Origin of the sequence: Marinicellulosiphila megalodicopiae (genome assembly GCF_045862395.1) — a bacterium.
Classification (GTDB): domain Bacteria; phylum Pseudomonadota; class Gammaproteobacteria; order Pseudomonadales; family Natronospirillaceae; genus Marinicellulosiphila; species Marinicellulosiphila megalodicopiae.
Genome location: NZ_AP023087.1, coordinates 2,042,103 through 2,063,377, shown reverse-complemented (window position 1 = coordinate 2,063,377; position 21,275 = coordinate 2,042,103). Strand labels below are relative to the sequence as shown.

Genomic DNA, 21,275 nt, shown 5'->3' with positions numbered 1-21,275 from the left:
GAGGATATAATAAAATGCATTTCTAATTTTTTATTCATCATCATGTTGCTTCAACCACACCCAGCACAATACGAAAATAGGGATATTTTTAGTCACAGGACCAAAAGGATGCAACCAATAATTCGGAACTAACCAACTAATGATTAAGGTAAACCCTAAAATAACGATCCATTGCAAATATATTACCCATCTAATTTTTTTTGCAAAGCATAACCAAATCCCAATTATTCCATCTAAAGCACTGCCTGAATAAATTAAAAAAACATGATATTTCATTGGGATGATCGTTTGCTCTAAAATCTCCAAACTGATTTCAAAGGCAAAAAATGCAGAAGTAAGCGCAGTAAAAAGCCATAAAAAGGAAAGACTGAATCGAATCATTAAAAAAACTTAGCAGGTTTAAAAACCATATAATAAAACACAATGATTAAGGCAGAAAATGCAACAAAACCTAAAAACAACCAACAACGAAACATTCGTTTAAAAGCACGATTATCCAACACATTAAAACCTTCTTGCTGCGCAATATTTTTAAGTCGATACTGAATCCAAACGACAAACATCCAACATAAACCAATTAATAGGTACAAACTGCCTACTGTTTGAAACCAAGGAGATTGAAATGAAAATCCTAAATATTGCATAAGCCAACCTCCTGTACAAATTTGCAATAACACAAAGGGAAAAGTAAATAACCAATCCGCTAACACAACATGTTTTGTAATCACTTTAATGACTGTATTATTTTTTGAAACTACCGCCATTAACATAAAAAATGCGATACCTGCACCGGTACCCATCACCACAACCGCCGCTAATATATGCAACAGTTTCATTGTAAAATACATACTTTCCATTTACTTATCCTTTAACTCAATATGCGACTGAATATTTTTTAAAAATGCAAAATCTTCAAACTCTTTTAATGAAAACAAATTCATACAAGGGGTAATCCCTTTATAAACGCCCTCGTTTAAAATCAATTTTTTGGCTAATATCAAACTTGCAAAAGTTGGAATAAATGGACCAATACCATCTTTGGCCACCAGCGTCCAAATTATTTCTTGTTGTTGTTTTTGATGATTTAAGCCCGATAATTTTACACGCATTGCACCATCACCAGAGCCGAACCTTTCAACCTTACATGCTAGATAATAAATAATCCCAGTGTAACTTGCCCAATTTTTAATCCATTTATGTTTTGCCAATTTTGCCATTAGCAGCATAATATTATGCAACCAACCCAACTCTAATCCCGCTTGGAACGTCATGGTTTTTAATGCTGGAAAATATTTTGGAAACAATTCTAAATCTGGGACATCCACATTCGCTAAATGTCGCTTACCAATTCCATATTTAAAATCAACTTTTCTTGAATCCATCCAACCAAAAACTTGCTGCCATTTTTTATTTTTCCAAATTAAAAAGGGTTTCCCCGTGTAAGACAAAATGCCTTTTAATGTGGCTTTACCTCGCTCCGCTTGATTTCCTGGTGCAATGGCAATATCAATGACATGCAATTCACTGAACTGCTTTGCTAATTCACACACAACAGTTGATGACACCCCTGGCACACTACTGGCACCTGACACAATTAATAAATCTGGATTAATGTTTTCAATTTTATTTAAATCTGTAATGTGATTAACAAATTTTCTGTCATCGGCTAAATCAATGTAATGGCAATTTAACTGCAAACAATATTTTGCAATAAATGCATCTTGGCCTTGAAACGGCCCCGATGTGTGAATGATTAAATCTGGTTGAATGGTTTGAAGAATGTCAAAACAATTGTCCGCGAAGATATCAATTTTTAAAGGAAGATAGGTAGTCATTTGATTTGACTCAAATGTGTTACAAAAATTTTGAGCTGACTGTATATTTCGACCCGCGATATACACAGTTAAATCCCTTTCTTTTAAGCTTGGATCTTCAGAGAAAAACTCTGAGATCCGCTTGCCAAAATTTCCGTAACCACCTAAAACCACTATGGTTTTAACGCTCATTTATTCAACCGTTACTGATTTTGCCAAGTTACGTGGCTGATCCACATCCGTACCTTTAATGATGGCTACGTAATAGGACAACAACTGTAATGGCAATGTGTAAACAATAGGCGCAACCACGTCGTCACAATGCACAACATTAAGCACTTTAAGGGTGTCATCGGATTCAAAATGTGCGTTAACATCTGCAAACACATACATTAATCCACCACGAGCACGCACTTCTTCAACATTGGATTTAAGCTTTTCTAATAACTCATTATTAGGTGCCACCACAATCACAGGCATTTTTGCATCAATTAATGCAAGTGGACCGTGTTTTAATTCTCCAGCTGCGTAAGCTTCAGCGTGAATATAAGAAATCTCCTTAAGCTTTAATGCCCCTTCCATTGCAATTGGATACTGCGCGCCACGACCTAAAAATAATGAATGATGTTTATCAGCAAAATCTTCTGCTAATTCCTCAATAGGTTTATCTAAAGTTAATGCGGATTCCAAGGTATTTGGCAGGGCTTTTAATGATTGTATGATGTTATTTTGTTGCGTTTCATCCATGCCTCGAGTTTTCCCAATCGCAATGGTCATCATTAATAAACCGACTAACTGAGTCGTAAACGCTTTGGTTGAAGCCACGCCAATTTCCGCCCCAGCTTTAGTTAAAAAGGTTAAATCCGACTCCCTCACAAGCGAAGAGCCCGGTACGTTACACACGCATAAACTGGATTGATAACCAATTTCTTTGGCCAATCTTAATGCAGCCAAAGTATCGGCGGTTTCACCAGATTGGGATAGGGTAACGATTAAAGATTTTTTTGGAACAAAGGATTTTCTATAACGAAATTCGCTGGCAATTTCGACTGAACAAGAAATATTTGCTAATGATTCCAGCCAATAGCGCGCGACCATTCCAGAGTGATAACTGGTGCCACAGGCAATAATCTGAACATGCTCGATGCCTTTGAAAATTTCTTCAGCATTATGACCAAATGCATCGTAATTGATATCATTTCCATTAAATCCATTTTCCAAAGTGTTTCTAACGGCCGTGGGTTGCTCAAAAATTTCTTTCATCATGTAATGACGATATTCGCCTTTATCACTTGCTTCATGTGAAATGTCGTGTTCTTTTGATTCACGTTCAACCAATTTGCCTTTTTTGTTATAAACCGAAACGTCAAAACGGGTTACCTGAGCCACATCCCCTTCTTCTAAAAACATAAATTTACGAGTAACTGGCAAAAGCGCCATCATGTCCGATGCAATGAAATTTTCATCCAGACCTAAGCCAATCACTAATGGGCTACCTGAGCGAGCAACAACCATTTTTTCGGGTGTATTAGAATCAAGCACCACCGTTCCATAAGCGCCTTCAAATTGTTTGACTGTTTTTTGTACTGCTTCTAACAAAGTTTCACTGGTTTGCAATTCAAAATGCACCAGATGTGCAATCACTTCAGTATCAGTTTGAGAGGTAAATTCGTATCCTGCTTTTTTTAATTTTTCTCTTAAGGGGCCGTGATTTTCAATAATGCCATTATGTACCACTGCGATATTCGCAGATTGCGCGCCATCACCAGACACGTGAGGGTGTGCATTACTTTCACTTGGAATACCGTGGGTTGCCCAGCGCGTATGAGCAATCCCCGTCCCACCTGATAACGGATTAGCATGCAATGCATCGGCTAATTCTTGAACTTTGCCAACTCTACGCGTTCGTTGTACTGCATTATATTTATCAATAATTGCCACTCCCGACGAGTCATACCCACGGTATTCCAGTCTGCGTAATCCTTCGACCAAAATACTCATTACATCTCTTTGCGCCACGGCGCCAACTATTCCACACATATATATTTACCTTAAGTTATGCATACAGGATTTTTACCCCTGCTTGTTCAATTAATGTTTCAGTATCTTGATCCAATTTTTCATCGGTTACCAATACACTGACTAATTCCCAGGACAACTCCAAGTTTGGAATTTTACGCCCTATTTTTTCATGCTCGACCATCACGATGACTTCACGAGCAGATTGCGCCATTACACGACTCAACCCTAATAATTCATTAAACGTAGTGGTGCCACGTGATGGATCGATTCCATCTGCACCAATAAATAATTGATCAAAATCATAAGCGCGTAATACAGATTCAGCCACCTGTCCTTGAAAAGATTCTGAATGTGGATCCCAAGTGCCACCGGTCATTAACAACGTAGGCTCGCTTTCTAATTCATTTATTTTATTTGCAATTAACAATGAATTTGTCATCACCAACAACCCCTCAATGGCATCAAAATGCTCAATCATTGATAAAGTTGTGCGACCTGAATCCAATACAATGCGATGATGAGGTTTGATTAACGACACCGCTTTTTGGGCGATTCGTTTTTTTTGAATTGAAACTTTTTTGTTTTCGTTTGATGTAATTTCGCAAGGAAGTGCAAGGGCCCCACCAAAACGACGAAGCAATAACCCACTTTTTTCTAAGGCACTTAAATCCTTACGTATAGTCACTTCTGAGGTGTCGCACATTTGAGCTAATTGATCAACACTGACTTCTAGTTGCGTATTGACACATTGCAAAATACTATGACGACGTTGTTGGGTGTTACGTTTGGACATCTTTTAAGTTTCGTTTTGAAAGTTAGGCACTATACATCGAAACTAACAATAATCAACCTCCCAACCTAATATTCATTTTTATTCCATCAAAAAACAAAAAAACGCAATAAAGTTAACCTTATATTGCGTTTTTAAATTTAATATTTTTTAAACGGTTACAGACTCATCTGAAGAAACTAGTTTATTAGCATCTTCATTAAATGGCGCTCGAGTTGCGTATGCAACACTGATACAACCTAATCCCAAAACAATACCGCCTGCCACACACATTGGCGTTGAAACCACTTTGATTTTTTTATTTTCAACAATTGAGAGTAATTTTTTATAACTTGAATTTTTTTGTAATTCTTCCATTTTCCCTGCATAAGAAATACAAATAAATGGAGAAATTAGGTTATCGATATTCACTTGTATATCATCAATGACTTTTTCTAAAGCCGCTTCGATCCCTCTAGCTTTTACTAATGCTGTGGATGCATCTTTTCTAAGTAACACAACAGGCACAACACTTAATGCACTGCCCACTTGAGCAGTCAACCAACTTACGCCACCATCTGCGGTTAAACCACGACTGACCACCTGCTCACGTGCATATTTAATATTCGGAGGCATCACAAATGACTGCATATAATCAACCATAGCCTCAACTCTGCGTCGAGTATCAATCATACTTAAGCCTTTTTTACGCAGCGCAATACTATGACAGGCAAATAATGCCTGGCCTGCATAAGCAGTTCCAGTATTCATTACTTTAATATTCAGTTTTTTATATTTGTCTTGGGCGAGTATTTCTGCAATGGCTAGATTTGCATTTTCGTAGGTTTTAGAGCGGGTTCGCATCACCGTTTGAATTAAAATATCATTCTTCGGATTTTCATCAATTTTTTGCAAAAGTATGTTTTTGATCGTATTGACCGAACTCGGCCCTGTATCATAATGCTTGGCATTTAATTTTTTGTTTGTATTATAAAAATCATTAATTTCGTCAGTGTCACGTAACTCTTGAAACTCTTCTTTTTTAATATAGTAATGAATAGGAATCACACCTACATTATATTGCTTCAACATTGATTGAGATAAATCACAATTTGAATCAACAATGAGTGTAAATGACATAACGTGCACCTGCTTTTATATTTTATTATTTTACGAGAGTTTTAACAGTGTATGCATTAGAAGTAAAACAGAATTTGTTCAGAATCCAACTTTGAACATGTATTATTTTTAATTAGATCAAAAAAAAGCCATTGAAAAACAATGGCTTAAATACAGAACGATTAACTTATTCAATCAATCAATGTACTGACAACGATAAGCGGTATCAACAGGTACTTGTAATTTAAACGATGATGATCCATCCACATTAAAATGCTCACCCGTTTTATAAGACGTCCAGTTTTCTTCACCTTTAAGCTGAATAACTAACTCACCAGAAACCACATGCATGATTTCTTTCTTGTCTGTACCAAATTCATATTCGCCTTTAGCCATCAAACCAACAGTAGCTGAACCGGTTGCTTCTTCAAAAGCCATACTGGTTACTTTACCGTCAAAATATTCGTTTACTTTAAACATGAGATTACCCTTAGTTAAAAAGCGCGGATTCTACCGTATTGAACAAATATTCGCACCCAAATTTTAATTCAATAGACATCTAACTCAAAGCCATTAAAATACGCGTTTTTTTCATACTCAAACAGGATGCCATCATGCGCGCCAGTCGTTTTTTAATCTCTACTTTAAAAGAAAGCCCTTCAGATGCTGTTGTGATCAGTCACCAATTAATGTTACGTGCCGGAATGATCCGCAAAGTCGCATCAGGCTTGTACAACTGGTTACCCCTTGGATTAAAAGTATTACGTAATGTGGAAGCGATCGTACGTGAAGAAATGGACAGATCAGGCGCTCAAGAGATTTTAATGCCCGCTATTCAACCGGCTGAATTATGGCAAGAAACAGGCAGATGGCAAAAATACGGCGGTGAATTATTAAGAGTAAAAGATCGTCATGGTCGTGATTTTTGTGTAGGCCCGACTCATGAAGAAGTCATAACAGACTTAGCGCGCAATGAGTTAGCCAGCTACAAACAACTGCCAATGACGTTTTATCAAGTGCAAACCAAATTCAGAGACGAAACCCGCCCTCGCTTTGGTGTGATGCGTTCACGTGAATTTATCATGAAAGATGCCTATTCCTTTCACGTAGGCCAAGAAAGCCTACAAGAAGAATACGACAACATTCACGCAACTTACTGCCGAATTTTTGATCGTTTAGGTTTGGATTATCGCCCTGTGCAAGCAGATACAGGCTCAATTGGCGGCAACGCTTCTCATGAGTTTCATGTATTAGCCGATTCAGGTGAAGATGATATTGCCTTTAGTAGTGTATCTAGCTATGCCGCAAACATCGAAATGGCAGAAGCATTATTACCAAAACCAGAAGCAGACGCACCGTCCCAAGAACTAGCAGAAGTGGATACTGGCGAGCATAAAACCATTGAAGAAATCTGTGCATTTTTAAATATCGAAGCGCAGCAAACTCTTAAAACCTTAATGGTGCTAGCAGCCGATCACAGTGAAGAACAAACAAAATTAGTGGCATTAGTGGTTCGTGGCGATCATGAATTAAACGAAATTAAAGCCGAAAAAATAGAGTCTGTGTTAGCGCCCCTTACGTTTGCAACAGATGCAGAAATTGCAGCGTTATTAAATTGCAATACGGGCTGCATTGGTCCAAACATTCAAAATGAACACATCAGCGTCATTATTGATCGTGCAGCAAGTGTATCCAGTGATTTTGTGTGTGGCGCAAACATTAATGGCAAACATTTAACGGGTGCCAATTGGACGCGTGATATTGCACTTTCGAGCGTTGCGGACATTCGTAACATTCAAGCGGGCGACCCATCACCATGTGGCGAAGGCGTTATCGAAATTAAACGCGGCATTGAAGTGGGTCATATTTTCCAATTAGGTAAAACCTACAGCGCGGCATTAAATGCAACCGTGCTTGATCAAAACGGCAAAAGCGCCGTGATGGACATGGGTTGTTATGGGATTGGTATTTCAAGAATTGTGGCTGCTGCAATTGAGCAAAACTACGACGACAACGGTATCATTTGGCCTGAAGCGTTAGCGCCATTTACCGTCGGCATTGTGCCATTAAATGCCCATAAATCTAAAGAAGTGTCCGAGCTTGCAGAAGGGTTATATAACAGCCTAAAAGAAAAAGGCATCAGCGTATATTTAGATGACCGTGATAAAAAAACAAGCCCAGGGGTTAAATTTGCAGACATGGAATTAATCGGCACACCGCATCGTGTTGTGATTTCTGATCGTGGATTAAAAGAAGGCGAAGTGGAATACAAATTCAGAAAAGATAAAGACAGCCAAAATGTTAAAGCTGACGATATTGAAGCGATGTTATTGAAGTTATTAGGTAAATAACCCGATAGTTTACTAGCATAAAAAAAAAGGGTGACTGCAATAGTCGCCCTTTTTTTATGAACGGATAATGAGTCAATTATAGCGCAGCTTTAATTCCTGCTATTGGCCCGAGCCCCGTGGAAAATGGCGTCGAAGAACCCATCAAATCGATAACCGTATCAATAAATCGATCATTACTTGACTCATTACTTATTTGCCCGCCATTCAAAAATCCTCCCCCAGCTAATAGATATGGCGATCTGATATGATCATGGGCCTCAGCGTTACCTTCATTTGAATACAACACGACTAAAGTTGATTCTAATAACGACTCGCCATTTGTATCTTCAGTCTCTTTTAATAGCTGGATTAAATTAGCCACCTTTTGATCAAAAGCCATTCTATGTTGAATATAATCCGCCTCAGTACGATGAAGTATATTGTGATACTCACCACTGCCATCTAAAACTTCTTGATTTTCCGTTTCGCCGGTTGAAAAATGCACAATATTCGTCATACCAAATTTTAATGTATTTACCATATTCGTAATTTGTAAATCCGTTAAATCATTAAAGGACTCCCCCCCTGTTTTCTCAGGTAAATCCCAACTGACACTTTGTAATTCAATATTATTTTTTTGTGCATTCAATTCATTTTGGTAACGCATTAATTCACTTTGATCTTTGCCTTCAGTCAGATCAATTAACGTTTGCACCTGCTGAATATTTTCCTGCAAGATAGTATCAAATGGATTCGTTGTATGACTCATTACCCACTGGCGAGCTTGCCATGGGTCTGATATTTGAGCAACATTTAACACATCTAAAAACGCCGTATATCGATTACTGGTTAATGACAAAAAATTAATGGTTGAATACACACCAAACTCTTTAGAAAATACTTCAATAAGTGTTGGATCATCAATATTATCATTGTCTACTTGCAAGCCCCCCAAATCACGACCTTGCGCGCCTTTGGTTTCCATGTTGGTAAAAAACACACAATGCTCTTTTACAGACTCATACACCGCACTCACTTCATTCATAACTAAACCCGCAGAGTTTTGAGTTGGCCCCCATTTTCCAGCAGGCGCACCGTAGGGTACATAAAAGAAAATCACATTTTTTGCTGTATTTGCCTGTCTAGAAATTGAAGGCAATGCCACTGAACTTAATGCTGCAACAGATGAAGTTAACACGGTTTGTTTTAATAATTGACGACGGTTTATTTTAGCGTTTAATAAATGGCTCATTTCATTTCTCCCTGTGATTGTTGATCCATGCAATTTTGTAATGGAATTTCGATTTGCTCCACATTATGCATTTGTTCCCAAGTCATCGATTGATCACTTTGTGAGAGTCTTTCTATTTGTTGTTGCACAATCGCAGTGTCATCCAACGCCTTAGTAATGGCCAATTCAGTTAATTCTGTATCTGGCACGGTCCCTAAATAATTAAAGGACAATAACGTTGCTATTTCCCAATTACTTAAAACAAAATCATTATTATCATACAAATCAAAATATGCAGTGTTAGATCTAACATTAAAAGGAATCGACACCCAAGGACTGATATCCATTCTATCTAGGATTAAAGAGCTCGAGTTATACCCTTCTTGCCCAGTGACATTGCCAATTGAGATCACATTAGAGCCCGCAGTTAGATTCACATTTAAATCTAAACGAACAATGGTTTGCCAATCAACTTCAATGGTTTCAACCGATTGGTGATTCACATTCAATTCGAGGTACGGATTCAACCCACCATAAGGCATACCCTTAAGGTAGACACTCAATGCATATTCACCGCTTTGCTCCACATCAATACTAGAGTTTGAATAGCTTTGATATAACGGGATACCTTGCTCATCTAAATCCAATTGAATGATGGGTGAGCCAACTTCAAGCACTTGAGCAAAATCAACTCTCTGCAGAACCTCAATCCCCTCTATTATGGATTGTTTTGTTTCACCTAATAATGAATGAAACAAAAATTGAGGAGAGCTCAGTGCGCTTACCAACGAATATTTCATCGCCATGTTAAAATCATATTGTTCAAAAAAGTCAGCGTGAAAGTCGTGATCGTACAAACGATCGTATGTATGGGTTAACGGTTTGGATTGTCTGTGAATAAGAGGCAATACGTTGTTTAAATATTTTTGTGAACACGCACTTTGCGTTATAAACTCACAGTTAACAATATTTTCAAAATTTTGTGTCTCTGAAAGACTGGCTATTAATTTAGCCTGCTCAGTAAATAATGAGAAGGAAACATTATTGACATCATACGCCAGCTTACTATCGATACCGGTTAGATCTAATACCGCATTATTATATTCATCGGAGGATAATAATGTGGATTGTTTTTGACCGTAATTATGGGATTGCTCACAACTGACATTTAATGGCTGATCAGCAATTTCAATTATTTTTGTGGTACTGGCAAACTCGTAAGTAAATTGAACGGTATACTCACCTCCTTGGGCGTATTCATGACTTACTAAAGATTCAGCGGTAGTTAATACATTACCATCACCAAAATCCCACTGGTATTGCGAAATTTCTACCGCATCCGAACAATTTAGACCTTTGCCTTCCAAAACAACCTGCTGATCGATCATACTATTGATCACAATTTGTGCTGAATATTCCTGCTCACACACCGAAGCATACACGGTAACTTTTGCAGTATATTGCACCCCCTCATACATTGAAGACACCAACAATTCAAATTCATCTTGCAGGGTAAAATCGAATGTATGCGTGAACACACGCCCCTCATCGGTAATATTTGAACCTACAATTGACCATACATATTCTAGATTCGCATCATCAGGGAATTCAAATGCATTGGCTCTAAACACATAAGTGTCATCTTGATGGGTATGAGTGATGGAAAGTTCACCAGTTTGACCAACTTCTGTTTGGCCTTGCGTGGCTGATTGTGTTTGTGTAACTGTTAAGGTCTCAACATCTGACTGGGTTTGAGTTTCTGTTTTGGTTTGAGTAAGGGTTTTAGTTTCAACATCTGAATGCGTCATCACATCTGACTGTGTTTGAGTGATACTTTGCGTCAGTGTATCTGTTTGATTTTGACTTTCAGTTGAAGTGGATAATTCATTATTCTCACTAGTTTCTGACTGAATATTGGTTTGCGTATTTACAACCTCATTACTTGAACCATCATTTTTATTAGCTTCTAGATCTGAGAAACAGCCTGAGCTTAATAACACAGCACTCATTCCCATTATTATTTTATAATTCATTTTTAACTCCTGCGCGATTAACGTTTTTCCAATTGAAAACCCACCTAGTCCCTAGGCTATAAAATAATAACAACAATTTTTTAAATAATGATTTTGATATTAAAATTTGTGACAGCAATTGCGATTTCTTTTTTTATTTTTTATAAATCCACTAAATTATAAACATTCCCATTACAAATACCCTATCTCCCCATAACCTTCCAGGGCCACCTAGCAATAAATAACCAATAATATTAAAATCCCGTCAATTTAAGGCGTTCAGGCTGTAGAAAAATTAAAACCACAAAAAATCATCGTGCGGAGAGTGGCTTAAAATTATTTTTTAATGCCATAACCTATCTAGATTTTAAAAAACGAGGCTATTTTTAGCCTATAAAATAAACAATTTTTTAACTGGTTGTAGAAAGTTAATTTTTCTACAGCCTCTTTAAATTGAATATTTCTAGTTGTACAGCCCACATTACAGATTCACGACAAACAAAAAATCAAAAATACTCTCTCGAAAGTCTGATGTTGATTATTTTTTCATCAGTGATAAGTGGTTACGATACTCCCAACTCTATGGCGGAATTTGCCAAAATCAAGCAAACTTGGCTCCAAAAATATGTCACCCTCAACTCCATTCCCTGCGCAGAAACATTACGTTTTTTTATTGCATGACTTTCACCTGATGAGCTTATAAAAGGGTTCCAAGCATTTGTTCAAGAATCCGCCGAAGGTGACTGCATCGCTATTGATGGAAAGACAATGCGTGGTACTCGCAATTCAATATTTGAAGCCATTCATGTCGTCAGTGCATGGTCAAATAAGCAGGGCATTACTTTGGCTGCACTTGAATCTGTTGGCAAATCTAACGAAATAAAAACCATTCCAAAACTGCTGGATATTATTGATATAAAAAACGCGACAATCACAACTGACGCGATGGGTTGTCAGCGTGCAATTGCTCAAAAAATAATGGATAAAAAAGGAGATTATGTTTTACAAGTTAAAGGTAATCAAAAGTGTTTAAACACTGAAATACAAGCGTTTTATCATAAAGCACGAAGAGAAGGTTTTATTGGAATTGAACATGATTTTTTTGAAGAAGTAACAAAAGGGCACGGACGAATTGAACAAAGAATTTACCACCATGTAGCACTCACCGATTGGATGGAATCAACACAACAATGGGAGGGAGCAAAAACAATTATTCGAGCAGAACGAAAAAGAATTATAAATGAAAAAGAGTCGACAGAAGTGTCTTGGTATTTAAGTTCATTGGATGTGGATGCGAAGCATGCAGGTCATGCTGTTAGAGGGCATTGGGGGGTTGAGAATAATCTACATTGGCGACTTGACGTGATCTTTCGAGAAGATGAGTGTCGTATGAATAGTGGTGCGATGAGCATGGCTGTCATCAAGCGCTTTTGCATGAATTTATTAACAACAAAAGACAATACAAAGCGAGGTATGAAACATCGAGTGATGGCTGCCGCAATTGATGATGATTATCGAGAAAAAGTATTGATGTCTGTATGATTATTACTAGGAGGCCCTGCATAACCTTCTTTGATTCAGATACCAATTTGAATGCCGATGAGTCTAACTATATAATCAATTGATTTTTTCAACTTTTTGCATTTTCTGATAATCTTACCCTCCTCAAAAAAACCGACCCAATAAGAGAGACCCATGGCTTTTGATTTAACCCAAATTGAACAATTAAACGATGACTTCAACAACTACTCAAGTCGTAAAATCATCCAAACCGCAATGGCATCCTTCGACAACATCGCCATTTCATTCAGTGGCGCAGAAGATGTAATATTAATTCATTGGGCGGTTCAATTTAATCCAAATGTACAGGTATTCACGTTAGATACGGGGCGATTACACCCTGAAACCTATGAATACTTAGAACAAGTTCGCAAACATTTTAATATCAAATTAGAAGTACTATCCCCAGAAAAAGAAGCCCTTGAAGCATTTACCCAAGAAAAAGGCTTATTTAGCTTTTACGAAGACGGCCATAAACAATGTTGTGGCGTGCGTAAAATTGCACCACTTCGCAGTAAATTGGCGAATGTCGATGCATGGATAACAGGACAGCGAAAAGATCAAAGCCCTAGCACGCGCTCTATGGTGAATTTAATTGAGCAAGACAAGGCGTTTGCTGGCGAAGGCAGAACCCTTGTTAAATTTAATCCATTAGCCAATATGAGCTCAACGGATGTATGGAACTCCATTCGCGGTAATGAAATTCCATTTAACCCATTACATCAAAAAGGCTTTACAAGTATTGGCTGTTTACCTTGTACTCGCCCTGTACTGCCTAATCAACACGAACGTGAAGGCCGTTGGTGGTGGGAAGAAGACACCATCAAAGAATGCGGACTGCATGCCACCAATAAAGTGACAGACACAATCGCAAAAGGCTAACAATAATAACCATAAGGATTTGGTTAATTTCCCATCCAACTCAAAATTGGTAGTTTTAATAAAAAAGCATGTAATTACGTAATCTTTTGTCTATGATGGAACGATCTTTTTTGACCATCTTGGATTTTTGTTTATGTCACTGGCTGATTCATTATTTCACACCTTAGAAACGCGCCCTTTTGACCAATTAGGTTTACACCCACTCAAAGACAGCTGGGTCATTCGCACATGGCAACCTCACGCTATAAAAATTGAAGTGTACTGCCATCATACAGACGAGCACATCGGCACAATGAGTTGTGATGATGTGCGTGGTTTGTTTTCTATTAAATTAGACAAATGGATAGGCACGTATTATTTAATTGCCCACTACGAAGATCAAAACCAACACAAATATTTTGACCCTTACCAATTTGGCGATCGTGCGTTTCAAGATTTTGAACACACAGCCTATCAACAATATAAAAACTTAGGCGCACAATGCTGCCAAGTAAATATTGGCACTGAGCAAAAACCAAACATGTTAGACGGTGTTCGATTTGCCGTTTATGCACCTAATGCCCGCAGCGTCAGTTTAGTGGGTGATTTTAATATTTGGAATGGCAACGCGACACCAATGAGCAGTCATGTTGATGGCATTTGGCGCATATTTATGCCAAATCTTCCTGAAGGCGCGCTTTATAAATACGAAATTAAAGATCAATACGGCCAAGTATTAACTCAAAAATCTGACCCTGTCGGTTTTAGCACCGAACAATACCCTTCATTTGCAAGCAAAGTTGAAAACCAACGCCGCTACAAATGGAAGGATCAAAAATGGACTGACCGTGATGTAACACCACCACACGCAAGCCCAATGAATGTTTATGAGGTTCACGCACCTAGCTGGCGCCAAAACCCAAATGGCGATCAAGCAGATCCATTATCTTGGATTGAACTGGCCGATCAGCTAGTAAACTATGTGGTTGAAATGGGTTATACCCACTTAGAATTAATGCCTGTCGCAGAATTTCCATTAGATGACAGCTGGGGCTATCAGCCACTTCAATTATTCTCACCTACTTCACGCCTAGGCAGCATGGATGATTTTAAATTTTTCGTCGATCAATGCCATAAGAATAACATTGCTGTTATTTTAGATTGGGTGCCTGCGCACTTTCCATCAGACGCACACGGCTTAGCCAAATTTGACGGGACCTGTATTTATGAATATGAAGACAGCCAAAAAGGCTGGCATCCCGATTGGAAGTCGTATATTTACGATTACGGTAAAACATCAGTTTGTGATTTCTTGTTATCCACTGCATTGTTTTGGTTAGAAGAATTCCATATCGACGGCCTGCGCGTTGATGCCGTTGCCTCCATGTTATATCTTGATTACTCTCGTGAAGATGGGCAGTGGACACCAAACGTTAACGGCGGCAATTTAAATTTAGAAGCCATTGAGTTTTTGAAAAACTTTAACCGTTTAGTTTACCAAAGTTTTCCTAAAGCCATCACGATTGCCGAAGAATCAACCGCCTACCCAGGAGTTTCATCCCCTATTGAAAGTGGTGGTTTAGGCTTTGGTTTTAAATGGAACATGGGTTGGATGAACGACACGCTTTCATACTTTCAAAAAGATCCAATTTATCGGTCTCATCATTATGAACAACTGTGTTTTGGTTTTGTTTATTGTTTTGATGAGAACTTTGTTTTACCCCTTTCTCACGATGAAGTCGTACACGGTAAAAGATCAATTATTGATAAAATGCCTGGGGATTTATGGCAAAAATGCGCAAATCAACGTGCGTTAGCTGCTTGGCAGTTTGCACACCCGGGCAAAAAATTAAATTTCATGGGCATTGAGTTTGGCCAATTTTCAGAATGGAATTTTAGACAATCATTAGACTGGCATTTATTAGAATTTGATCATCACAAACAAATCCAAACTCTCTATAAAGATTTAAATCATTTTTATAAAGGTGAAAAAGCATTATACGAAACCGATGCTAATTATGAAGGATTTAAATGGATTGAACGCATTGGACATCAGCAAAATATTTTAGCCTTTGCGCGCTTTGATGAAAAATTTGAGAATGAAGTACTGGTCATTGCCAATTTAGCACCAGTCACCCACGACAACTACAATATTGGCGTAGACAGTGATTCAACACTGACAAATTACGAAATCATCATTAATACCGATGATGAAAAATATGGTGGTAGTGGGTTTACTAAACAAATTTTATATCAAGTCAATCCAATTGCGGCACAGGGATACGCTCATTCAATTTGTTTAAATATCCCGCCTTTAGCCACCGTTATATTAAAAAAGAAATAACAAATGCCCTTATAAATAGCACGGCCAAATACAGCTTATACTTGGCAGTGCTATTTTATCGTTTAGCCCACCTTACAAACTCATCCTCTAGATCAATTAAACGTTCTCGTATTTGCACATGTCCGATATTAATTTGAGAACGCTCCAACAAAAGCAACTGACTTAACCAATATTCTGACTCAGGCCTTTCTAATAAAAAATATATAAATTGGCCACTTTGAATCTGACTTAAAATAGCATTATTCCCCTGTTGTGCATGATTCGCTTCCAATGTAAGCATTTCATCCATTGGTATTAAACGAGAGGATATTGCCATCTTATTGATATAACGATTATTTTCAATATTTTGATTTATCTCTACAAAGTTTCCATTTTGTTCAGCATTTTCACAATTTTCAGCAATACCTTCATTTAACCATCTCACCCGATTCTGGGTAAATTGATGCAATACTCTATGACAGGCTTCATGTTTAATGGTCTTAAAGGTCTCTTGGTTGGATGCTTGGCGTAAAACTGTAATTACTTTATCACCCAAAGTATAATAACCTGAGTGACTGATTATCCGACCAATTTTGGACTGCTGCATGTTAATAAAAGTATCAAAATCGTGTACAACTTTTATTTTCACAATTAATGATTGATTATTATCTATTTGAGGGAAAAAATAGCCTTCTATGACAGAATATGCGATCGACACCTGCAGTTTAATATCGCGCTCAAATTGCTCGGAAAGCTCAAAACCAATAGATTCAATTTGAACAGTAATTTGAGGGTTAACAGATTTAAAGGATAATCCCGCATCCTCATAATAGGTTTCATGCTCATTAATTTGATAACCATAATCAGTGAAACTGCCATGTCCATTTTCATTATAACTTTCAAAAACATTCGCAATTGCAATATTTGTATTGAACAAAAACACAATTAACAGAACACTCAAACGACCAACATTTGCACACCATTGAATTCTCATGGGAACTGATACCATATTTACTTCCTATTATAAGCCTAGGTTTGTCCTTAAATTTCACCGTAACATTTTGATTAATAAATGTATCAATACGTAAAAACGAATTATGAATTATGAATTATGAATTCTTGATGAGCTATTTTCCTTAACAACCCAATGACTAAGATACAGGTATTTAATTTTCAAACCATTATCAAATGTGTTTTTAAATTAAAAACTCAACAAAATAAACAATAGTAAATAACGTTAAAATTTTCAAATGAATAAACAAATATTTGAACCCCATTTAAATCAACCATTCTAGTGGCTATGTTTAACATTTTTGTTGCTACTAGCAAAATTCATTTCACGATCTATCCTAAAGTTATACCTTAATGTAGATCGAAGTATGAACCGCCAACAATTTCAAAAATTAATTAAACAAGCCGCTAAATTAGACCCGGTACAAAAACAAAAGCTTGTCCAAACACTAACATTGCAAGAAAACCCCATTTTAGAGCGCCTAGCAAAAGAGTGCATTTCTCATGGCAAGTGCATTCATTGCGAAAGTGAGCGTTTGCGAAAATACGGCAAAAGCAACGGCCGCCAACGGTTTTATTGTAATCATTGTCAAAAAACATTTGTTTGCACAAGAGGCAGCGCGTATTTTTATCAGCATAAAGCCGATAACTGGCAAACCTATTTAGAGCACATGCTGGACCAAGACAGCATTCGGGTTTGTGCTACAAAAGTGGGCATCAGTTCGGTGACGTCTTTTAACTGGCGCCACCGTTATATGAATGCAGCCGAAAACACCTTTGAAGACACCTTTGAAGACAGGCTTGAAGGCATTATTGAGGCTGACGAAACTTACTTTCGAGAATCTAAAAAAGGCGAGAAATATCTTAATCGGCCAGCGCGAAAACGCGGCACAAAAGCCTCAACAAAAGGCCTTAATAATACAGATTGGGTGGCAGTGTTAACCGCGATGGATCGGAATCATCACGAGTTTGATCATGTTTTAAAACAGATAACCGGTGACGAAATCGAGATGTATTTAGGCTCAAAAATTATGGATGAATCCATTTTATGTACTGACGGCCAGCCTGCGTATCATCGAATTTGTGAAAATCATCATTTGCATCATGTGGTGTTAACCAATGCGCGTACTAAAGAAGGCGTGTTTCATATTCAAAATATCAACAATTATCACTCACAATTGAAGCAGTGGTATTTAAAAATGCATGGGGTGGCGAGTAAGTATTTACCGAAATATTTGGGGTGGTTTAGGATGTTGGCTTGGCATAAATATCAGGTGTTTTCTGAAAATTTAAATGAGCAGGAAAAATTGTTAGAATTCAAGCTGTTGCAGATACAGCAACATAATTTTTAAACATAGCTATTCAATTTGTAGTTGTAAGGAAATAAAAAGCTGAATAACACTTTTCTCAAAAACAACGCTTCATTAACAACGATTAACAATGATGTCCTCAGGATTCAAAATTTGAAAACATTCCATATAAACTGCTACGACTGTAAATCAGGAATACTTTTCAACAAGGCAAAAAAAAGCCGACTTTTTCAAATCGGCTTTCTTTATAAAAATTTGGAGCGGGAAAGGAGGCTCGAACTCCCGACCCCAACCTTGGCAAGGTTATGCTCTACCACTGAGCTATTCCCGCAATTAAAATTTAATTAAAAATTTCAATGGTACACTTTAGAATTACTTCTTTAGCGCAAAGAAAGTTAGTTAACTAACTCTTTGTATCTTGAAGTCATTCAAATCATATTTATGATTGTAAATGGCATCCCCTAGGAGACTCGAACTCCTGTTACCGCCGTGAAAGGGCGGTGTCCTAGGCCACTAGACGAAGGGGACATTTTGCTTCACTTCAAAAGTGGTGCGTATATTACTGATATTTTTAATCGACGCAAGCTTTTTTTGAAAATATTTTTAAAAAACAACATCTTAGGACGCTTTCTTATTTTTCGCATCCAACATTTTGGCCATTTTTACAATAATTTGATCTTTAATTTTTTCTCTAATTTCAGCATTTAATTTACCTAAAAGCTGTCGATCCAATCGTAAAAGTACACATTCTTTAGTTGCCACAACGGTTGAAGATCTAGGTCTATTTAATAAAAAAGAAAGCTCACCAAAAAACTCTCCGGGTGAAATTTCGGCAATACTATGACCCACCCCCTCTATAAAAACATCGGCTTTTCCACTCATCAATACATAAAACGAAGTATCTAATGTCGATTGTTCAATTAGCTTGTCATTTTGTACTGCATGATAAAAATGCGCATGTGCTACTATTTTTTCACGCTCAGTTGGTGAGAAATTTCTAAACAACGGTATTTTTTCCAAAATAAAGATCATTTTGGCATGGCTAAAGTTGGTAGTACGTTTCATAATGGCCCCTCTTTTTTAATAGAATAGCTTATTTTTTGAGAACCGTATGACAAGTGAAGTGGTTTGGGTGGATTTACCCGTGACAGATTTAAAACGCGCTATGACATTTTATAGTGCTATTACCGCGAGTAAATTTCATCACTTTAGTGAACAAGTCGCCGCGCTTGATCATAAATCTGGCCACGCTTCAATTTGTTTATTTCAATCAACAGATGAATCCCCATCCAAAGAAGGCGCACTAATTTATATTAACCTTTCTCAATCCATCGAAAATGCTATCAAACAGGTAGAAATTAATGGAGGTAAAATCATACGCCCTATTCATGAAATTCAACCTTATGGTAAACGAGCCATCATTTTAGATAGTGAGGGCAACCGCATTGCGCTTCATGAACCCTTAGATAATTAAAGCCAAATGAGCACACATATATTAAAAGTTGGGTTACTAATAAACCCTTGGGCTGGAATTGGCGGCCAAGTTGCCTTGAAAGGTTCAGATGGAATCAATATTGTTAATGAAGCGCTTAAAAGAGGCGCAACACCCTCATGTGAAAAAAAAGTAGAGCAATGCTTTACATTATTCAAACAACTAACTGACAATTCAAAAATTCAATGGATTTGCGCACCTGGAGAAATGGGAGGCCACACACTTAAAAAAATGCACATCCCATTTAATCCAATTAATTATAATGCGCACAGCCCCAGTACTTCAGCTGACACAATAAAAATTGCTCAATTATTCATTCAAGAAAAAGTTGATTTAATTTTATTTGCAGGAGGAGATGGAACCGCACGCGACCTTTATACAATTATTGGTAATAAAGTTCCTGTTTTAGGTATTCCTGCAGGAGTAAAAATACACTCTGGGGTTTACGCTATTACCCCTCAAGATGCCGCACGGTGTTTAGCAGAATTAACCCAAAACCCAATGATGCAAATAACCGAACAAGAAGTTCGTGACATCAACGAAGAAGCCTTTAGAGCGAACAAAGTTCAAACTCGTTTTTTTGGTCTAATGCATACACCAAGTAAACCGCAATACATTCAAGCGGTTAAATCATGCGGTATTGAAAGCGACGAATTACTCAATGAAGAAATTGCTGATTTTTTAATTGAAACTTTAGATGAAAATACTTTGTATTTTATAGGATCAGGGAAAACATTAGACTGCATGATGCAAAAATTAAATTTACCCAATACTCTATTGGGGGTTGATGCAATTATGAATCAAAAAATCATTCAATCTGACTTAACCGCCAATAACGTTTTAAATTTAATGAATCAACATACTCATAAATTATTATTGAGTGTTATAGGTGGACAGGGGCATATATTTGGACGTGGCAACCATCAATTTAATCAATCTGTATTAGAAAAATTAAGCCCAAGTAACTTAACAGTCATTGCCCATAAACGAAAATTATTGAATTTAAATAATCGACCGCTAATTATTGATTCATTTGATGAAAATTTCAAAAATAAACTCAATAACCGTATAACCATTTTAACGGGTTATGATCAATGGGTGTCCTATCCAATTAGATGAATGAATATTACTTAATAAATAAACTAACAAACCAACCAACCAACAAACCAACCAACAAACCAAGCATTGCTCAATGAACCATTTAAAAGCTCCGGTATTACCAAATTTTATTAAAGGATCAACTTCCCATAAATAAAATTTAATCATTGACTGAAGATAATCACCGTCAATTATTTCATTAATAACAAGCTCACACTCGCTACACTGAGTTTAAGTTTTAGTATTTATTAAATAATTTACAGCATATAACGACTTAATCTGATGTTTTTTTATAAACAAATGCTGCACCCATTGCAGTAGAA

The 21,275-nt window shown here is 37.2% G+C and carries 18 protein-coding genes, 2 tRNA genes and 1 pseudogene; 8 read left to right on the top strand and 13 right to left on the bottom strand.

Annotated features, from left to right (window positions below; genetic code table 11):
- Positions 1 to 30: 30 nt before the first annotated feature.
- The 7 genes from TYM08_RS08765 to TYM08_RS08735 all read right to left on the bottom strand — a co-directional run bounded on the left by TYM08_RS08765 (position 31) and on the right by TYM08_RS08735 (position 6,204).
- A complete protein-coding gene (locus tag TYM08_RS08765; RefSeq protein ID WP_422382595.1) occupies positions 31 to 381 on the bottom strand; it encodes a DoxX-like family protein in 351 nt (116 codons plus the stop codon).
- Positions 381 to 857 (bottom strand): DUF2269 family protein, encoded by a 477-nt coding sequence (locus TYM08_RS08760; RefSeq protein WP_422382594.1) that lies wholly within the window; start codon positions 855 to 857, stop codon positions 381 to 383. Before TYM08_RS08760 ends, TYM08_RS08765 begins: the two co-directional genes overlap by 1 nt.
- Positions 858 to 2,006: a saccharopine dehydrogenase family protein gene (locus tag TYM08_RS08755; protein WP_422382593.1), complete on the bottom strand. Its 1,149-nt coding sequence runs from the start codon at positions 2,004 to 2,006 to the stop codon at positions 858 to 860.
- Complete coding sequence (gene glmS, locus TYM08_RS08750) at positions 2,007 to 3,854, bottom strand: glutamine--fructose-6-phosphate transaminase (isomerizing) (protein ID WP_422382592.1); 1,848 nt, start codon at positions 3,852 to 3,854, stop codon at positions 2,007 to 2,009.
- A 16-nt stretch (positions 3,855 to 3,870) separates the two neighbouring features.
- Positions 3,871 to 4,629: a DeoR/GlpR family DNA-binding transcription regulator gene (locus tag TYM08_RS08745; RefSeq protein WP_422382591.1), complete on the bottom strand. Its 759-nt coding sequence runs from the start codon at positions 4,627 to 4,629 to the stop codon at positions 3,871 to 3,873.
- Between the two features lie 147 nt (positions 4,630 to 4,776).
- Positions 4,777 to 5,745, bottom strand: coding sequence for a DegV family protein (locus TYM08_RS08740; protein ID WP_422382590.1), 969 nt, complete (start codon positions 5,743 to 5,745; stop codon positions 4,777 to 4,779).
- Positions 5,746 to 5,919: 174 nt separating this feature from the next.
- Positions 5,920 to 6,204 carry a pyrimidine/purine nucleoside phosphorylase gene (locus TYM08_RS08735; RefSeq protein ID WP_422382589.1) on the bottom strand — a complete coding sequence of 95 codons (285 nt, stop codon included), beginning with the start codon at positions 6,202 to 6,204 and terminating at the stop codon, positions 5,920 to 5,922.
- A 134-nt stretch (positions 6,205 to 6,338) separates the two neighbouring features.
- Between TYM08_RS08735 and TYM08_RS08730 the strand changes: the two genes are divergently transcribed.
- Positions 6,339 to 8,075 (top strand): proline--tRNA ligase, encoded by a 1,737-nt coding sequence (locus tag TYM08_RS08730; protein WP_422382588.1) that lies wholly within the window; start codon positions 6,339 to 6,341, stop codon positions 8,073 to 8,075.
- A 76-nt stretch (positions 8,076 to 8,151) separates the two neighbouring features.
- Here the strand turns inward: TYM08_RS08730 and TYM08_RS08725 are convergent, their stop codons facing one another.
- Together TYM08_RS08725 and TYM08_RS08720 are read right to left on the bottom strand one after the other, a co-directional pair.
- A complete protein-coding gene (locus TYM08_RS08725; protein ID WP_422382587.1) occupies positions 8,152 to 9,306 on the bottom strand; it encodes a hypothetical protein in 1,155 nt (384 codons plus the stop codon).
- Positions 9,303 to 11,318 (bottom strand): PKD domain-containing protein, encoded by a 2,016-nt coding sequence (locus tag TYM08_RS08720; protein WP_422382586.1) that lies wholly within the window; start codon positions 11,316 to 11,318, stop codon positions 9,303 to 9,305. The genes TYM08_RS08725 and TYM08_RS08720 overlap by 4 nt, the downstream gene beginning before the upstream one ends.
- Positions 11,319 to 11,750: 432 nt before the next feature.
- Between TYM08_RS08720 and TYM08_RS08715 the strand changes: the two genes are divergently transcribed.
- The 4 genes and pseudogenes from TYM08_RS08715 (at position 11,751) to glgB (ending at position 16,062) form a co-directional block, all read left to right on the top strand.
- Positions 11,751 to 11,978, top strand: a complete 228-nt coding sequence (locus TYM08_RS08715; RefSeq protein ID WP_422382585.1) for a transposase family protein — start codon at positions 11,751 to 11,753, stop codon at positions 11,976 to 11,978.
- Between the two features lie 15 nt (positions 11,979 to 11,993).
- A pseudogene (locus TYM08_RS08710) lies at positions 11,994 to 12,839 on the top strand (ISAs1 family transposase); the annotation flags it as partial.
- 153 nt (positions 12,840 to 12,992) lie between these two features.
- Positions 12,993 to 13,739 (top strand): phosphoadenylyl-sulfate reductase, encoded by a 747-nt coding sequence (locus tag TYM08_RS08705; protein WP_422382584.1) that lies wholly within the window; start codon positions 12,993 to 12,995, stop codon positions 13,737 to 13,739.
- Between the two features lie 133 nt (positions 13,740 to 13,872).
- Positions 13,873 to 16,062, top strand: a complete 2,190-nt coding sequence (glgB, locus tag TYM08_RS08700) for a 1,4-alpha-glucan branching protein GlgB (RefSeq protein WP_422382583.1) — start codon at positions 13,873 to 13,875, stop codon at positions 16,060 to 16,062.
- A 55-nt stretch (positions 16,063 to 16,117) separates the two neighbouring features.
- Here glgB and TYM08_RS08695 read toward each other — a convergent pair whose 3' ends face one another.
- A complete protein-coding gene (locus tag TYM08_RS08695; RefSeq protein WP_422382582.1) occupies positions 16,118 to 17,050 on the bottom strand; it encodes a hypothetical protein in 933 nt (310 codons plus the stop codon).
- A gap of 370 nt (positions 17,051 to 17,420) precedes the next feature.
- Between TYM08_RS08695 and TYM08_RS08690 the strand changes: the two genes are divergently transcribed.
- Positions 17,421 to 18,404, top strand: a complete 984-nt coding sequence (locus TYM08_RS08690; protein WP_422382581.1) for an IS1595 family transposase — start codon at positions 17,421 to 17,423, stop codon at positions 18,402 to 18,404.
- A gap of 214 nt (positions 18,405 to 18,618) precedes the next feature.
- On the opposite strand, the gene TYM08_RS08685 is transcribed toward TYM08_RS08690, so the two are convergent.
- The 3 genes from TYM08_RS08685 to TYM08_RS08675 form a co-directional block, all read right to left on the bottom strand.
- A tRNA-Gly gene (locus tag TYM08_RS08685) sits at positions 18,619 to 18,693 on the bottom strand.
- 121 nt (positions 18,694 to 18,814) lie between these two features.
- Positions 18,815 to 18,890 (bottom strand) — tRNA-Glu (locus TYM08_RS08680).
- A 90-nt stretch (positions 18,891 to 18,980) separates the two neighbouring features.
- The gene (locus TYM08_RS08675; RefSeq protein WP_422382580.1) at positions 18,981 to 19,427 is read right to left on the bottom strand and encodes a cyclic nucleotide-binding domain-containing protein; all 447 of its coding nucleotides are present in this window, start codon (positions 19,425 to 19,427) and stop codon (positions 18,981 to 18,983) included.
- A gap of 46 nt (positions 19,428 to 19,473) precedes the next feature.
- Here TYM08_RS08675 and TYM08_RS08670 point away from each other — a divergent pair, with 46 nt between their 5' ends.
- Both TYM08_RS08670 and TYM08_RS08665 read left to right on the top strand, forming a co-directional pair.
- Positions 19,474 to 19,836: a VOC family protein gene (locus TYM08_RS08670; RefSeq protein WP_422382579.1), complete on the top strand. Its 363-nt coding sequence runs from the start codon at positions 19,474 to 19,476 to the stop codon at positions 19,834 to 19,836.
- A gap of 6 nt (positions 19,837 to 19,842) precedes the next feature.
- A complete protein-coding gene (locus TYM08_RS08665) occupies positions 19,843 to 20,973 on the top strand; it encodes an ATP-NAD kinase family protein (RefSeq protein WP_422382578.1) in 1,131 nt (376 codons plus the stop codon).
- Positions 20,974 to 21,275 lie beyond the last annotated feature (302 nt).